Below are 3414 nucleotides of genomic sequence, written 5' to 3' on the forward strand. Positions count from 1 at the left end.
GCTCTATCTCGTGCACTTCAAGTCGATGGGGTCGCCCCGCAACGGGCTCGACGGACGCGAGGCGACAATGCCGGTGCGCATCGCCGAGGCGCAGGCCGTGCGGCGCATCATCGAGGAGCGCTTCGGTGGGGATCACGCTGCCGACAAGCGCTGGGCGATCTGCGGCGACATGAACGATTACCGCCAGCGCGTGAAGATCGCCGGCGATGAGGTCGACGGCTACCGTTTCGAGGTGGTCGACGAGAACCTGTCCTGCATCAACGTGCTGACAGCGGGCGGCTTCTGCGAAAACGTGGTCGAGCGGCGGCCGGAAATGAACCGCTGGACCTTCTATCACACACGCGGACCCGAGGAGCGGCATTTGTGCCAGCTCGACTATATCCTGCTTTCCAGGGGACTGGCGGCCAAGAACGCCACCGCCGTTCCCGACATCATCCGCAACGGCCAGCCCTGGCGCACGATCTTTCCCGCGGGCCAGGAAGTCGAGCGCTTCCCGCGTGCCGGCTGGGATCGGCCCAAGGCCTCGGACCATTGCCCGGTGGCGATCACGCTGGACATGGCCTGATGGGCAGGATCGGGACCTGAGCCGACATGAGCTTCGATCTTCCGCGCAATGTCATCCTGCCGGTCGATGCCATCGACGTCCGTCTCGATCCCGGCCCGCATCCCTTCGCGGTGGATAATGCCGAGGCGATCGCCAAGAATTGGCAGAGCGAGATCGCGGCCAATCCGGCGCTGTTCGACGGCACGGTGGTTCTGCTTTCGGAACTCGCCTATCGCGACCGCAGCCTCATTGGCCGCTGTCATGCGATCAACTACTCGACCTTCATGCTTTGGCGCAAACGACGGGAGAATTCCGGCGCCGAGCACGCCTATGGGCACGCCATGCTGGTGGCCGGGGACAACGCTCTGGTGGCGATCCGCATGGGACGACACACAGTGGGTGCCGGGAGCGTCTATTTCGCCGCGGGCTCGTTCGAGCCGACCGATTTCCGCGACGGTCTCGTCGATGTCGATTTCAACATGATCCGCGAGGTGCGCGAGGAGACCGGCCTCGACCTGTCGGATGCCAGGCGCGGTGTGCGCTGGCACGCCCTGTCGACGACAAGCGGCACGGTCATCTTCCGCCGCTATCATGTCGATGAGGCGGCTGACGAGATCGCATCGCGCATCCGCGCCTTCGTCGCCTCCGAAGCCGATCCGGAGATCGAGGGGCCTGTGATCATCCGCCATGCCGGCGACCTGCCGGACGGTCTGTCGCCGCATATGAAGCCGCTGATCGAGTGGCATTTTGCGAACGAGGGCTAAATCCCCTTGCATGCGCCTTACGGAGAAGCGTCGAGAGATTGCGTTGTGATATCAAACTTGATAAAATGCTATCAAAGATGTCACTATAAGTATGTTGCTATCGATGAGCGCTGTCACCATCCGCAATTTGCCAGAGGAAACGCTCCGCGCCTTGAAGGTGCGGGCGGCCCACCACGGCCGCAGCACTGAGGCCGAAATGCGAGAGATCCTGGAAACGGCCGTGCGGCCGGCCAATCGGGTCAAACTCGGCTCGCTGCTCGCCGCCATCGGTCGCGAGGCTGGATTGTCGCAAGAGGATGTCGATACCTTGCAAAGGCTCCGCGACAAGACACCGGGCGAGCCGGTACGGTTCGAATGATCCTCATCGATACCAATGTAATTTCCGAACCGTGGAAACCCGCGCCCGATCCGCGCGTCATCGCGTGGATCGACGCTCAGGCCGTTGAAACCCTGTATCTTTCGGCCGTCACCGTGGCCGAGCTGCGTTTCGGTGTCGCGGCGATGCCTGCCGGCAAGCGCCGCACGATCCTGCAGGATCGTCTGGAGCAGGACGCGCTGCCGCTGTTTGCTGGCCGTATTCTGCCCTTCGATCTCGATGCGTCGCGCGCCTATGCCATCCTCATGGTGCAGGCGAGGGCCGCGGGCAAGGCCATCGGCAACGCGGATGGTTACATCGCCGCCACAGCCGCTGCGCACGGCCTCACGGTCGCCACCCGCGATACCAGCCCGTTGGCGGCCGCCGGGTTGAATACCGTCAATCCGTGGGAAGCAGCGTTGTAACCGTGCCTGCCACTCGAAACCGCACGTTGTCGCCGCGGTCGGGATGAATGATCCGGGGAGAGGCGGACAGGGCTCTATGATGTCTTGCTCGTGAGTGCCTTGCGTTCGTTGCGCGCGGCGATGAAAAACAGAATGAAGCCGACGCCCAGCAACCCGCCCATCGCCATACCCATGGTCTGGCCGACGACCGCTTGGAAATCCGGTTTGACGCGATCGGGGTTGGTCATCCCGTAATCGGCGAGATACCACCAGATCCCTGCCAGGACAGCTTCGATAATCACCATGGTCAGGATCACGCGCGCCTTCTTGCTCATCAGCTGCTCCTCGACCAGAAATGCCTTGGCATAACATCGCCGACACAGTGACGACAGGGGCAGGGCGGAATCGTCCAAGGTTGCGCAAAAACCGGCGCGGCGTGCCGGGCGCCTTTGCAGCTTGCTCCCTTACTCGTGCCTTAGCGCGTCGATCGGATCGAGCCTGGCGCCGCGCAGGGCCGGGAAGAAGCCGAACACCATGCCGATCAGGGCGGAGAAGCCGACTGCGAGCAGGATCACCGCGGGGCTTGGCGCAAAGGGTATGGTCAAGGTCACGGAGGCGAGGCCGGCCAGCGCCAGCCCGATCAGGATGCCGATGATGCCGCCGAGCAGCGACAGCACGGTCGCCTCGACCAGGAACTGGATGAGGATGTGCTTTTCATGCGCGCCGATGGCGAGCCTGATGCCGATCTCGCGCGTTCGCTCGGTGACGGACACCAGCATGATGTTCATGATGCCGATGCCGCCGACCAGCAGGCTGACGCCGGCGACCGCGCCCAGCATGCCGGTCATGGTGGTGGTGGCACTGGCCATGGCATCGGCGATCTGGGTCATGTCGCGAATGGCGAAATCGCTTTCGCGGTCGGGGGTCATATGGCGCGCATCGCGCAAAATGTCCTCGACGCGCGGCTGCAATTCGGTGGTCGGCGTGCGGTCGTCGGCGGCGATGTAGATGTTGTCGATGTCGCGGTTGTCGGCGATGCGGCGCTGATAGGCGGCGAGCGGCATCAGCACGACATTGTCCTGGTCCTGGCCGAAGCCGGTATAGCCCTTGGGCTCGAGCAGGCCGACGATCTTGCAGGAGGTGCGGTTGACGCGGATGATCTCGCCCTCGGGATCGCCGGCGCCGAAGAATTGCTGGCGCACCGTTTCGCCGATCAGGCACACGCCGGTGCCCGACCGGGTTTCGGAATCGCTGAACGGGCGGCCCGAGACCAGTTTCCAGTCGCGTGCGTCGAGATAGGCGCTGTCGGTGCCGGTGACGCCAGAGGTCAGGCTTTCGGTGCCGAAG

At 63.9% G+C, this 3414-nt stretch carries 5 protein-coding genes and 1 pseudogene; 4 read left to right on the forward strand and 2 right to left on the reverse strand.

Translation table 11 applies throughout. The features are described 5' to 3' along the window. The 4 genes and pseudogenes from EOA36_RS31205 to EOA36_RS31220 form a co-directional block, all read left to right on the forward strand. Nucleotides 1–565: pseudogene (locus EOA36_RS31205) on the forward strand (endonuclease); the annotation flags it as partial. 26 nt (nt 566–591) lie between these two features. Beyond that, complete coding sequence (locus tag EOA36_RS31210; RefSeq protein ID WP_127280731.1) at nt 592–1308, forward strand: hypothetical protein; 717 nt, start codon at nt 592–594, stop codon at nt 1306–1308. A gap of 103 nt (nt 1309–1411) precedes the next feature. Next, nucleotides 1412–1666 (forward strand): plasmid stabilization protein, encoded by a 255-nt coding sequence (locus tag EOA36_RS31215; protein WP_127280732.1) that lies wholly within the window; start codon nt 1412–1414, stop codon nt 1664–1666. Next, nucleotides 1663–2088, forward strand: coding sequence for a type II toxin-antitoxin system VapC family toxin (locus tag EOA36_RS31220; RefSeq protein WP_127280733.1), 426 nt, complete (start codon nt 1663–1665; stop codon nt 2086–2088). Before EOA36_RS31215 ends, EOA36_RS31220 begins: the two co-directional genes overlap by 4 nt. A 74-nt stretch (nt 2089–2162) precedes the next feature. Here the strand turns inward: EOA36_RS31220 and EOA36_RS31225 are convergent, their stop codons facing one another. After that, complete coding sequence (locus EOA36_RS31225) at nt 2163–2402, reverse strand: hypothetical protein (RefSeq protein ID WP_127280734.1); 240 nt, start codon at nt 2400–2402, stop codon at nt 2163–2165. Between the two features lie 129 nt (nt 2403–2531). Then, a partial coding sequence (locus EOA36_RS31230) for an ABC transporter permease (protein WP_145969400.1) occupies nt 2532–3414 on the reverse strand: 883 nt, incomplete at its 5' end.

The organism is Mesorhizobium sp. M8A.F.Ca.ET.021.01.1.1, from assembly GCF_003998025.1.
Classification (GTDB): Bacteria; Pseudomonadota; Alphaproteobacteria; order Rhizobiales; family Rhizobiaceae; genus Mesorhizobium.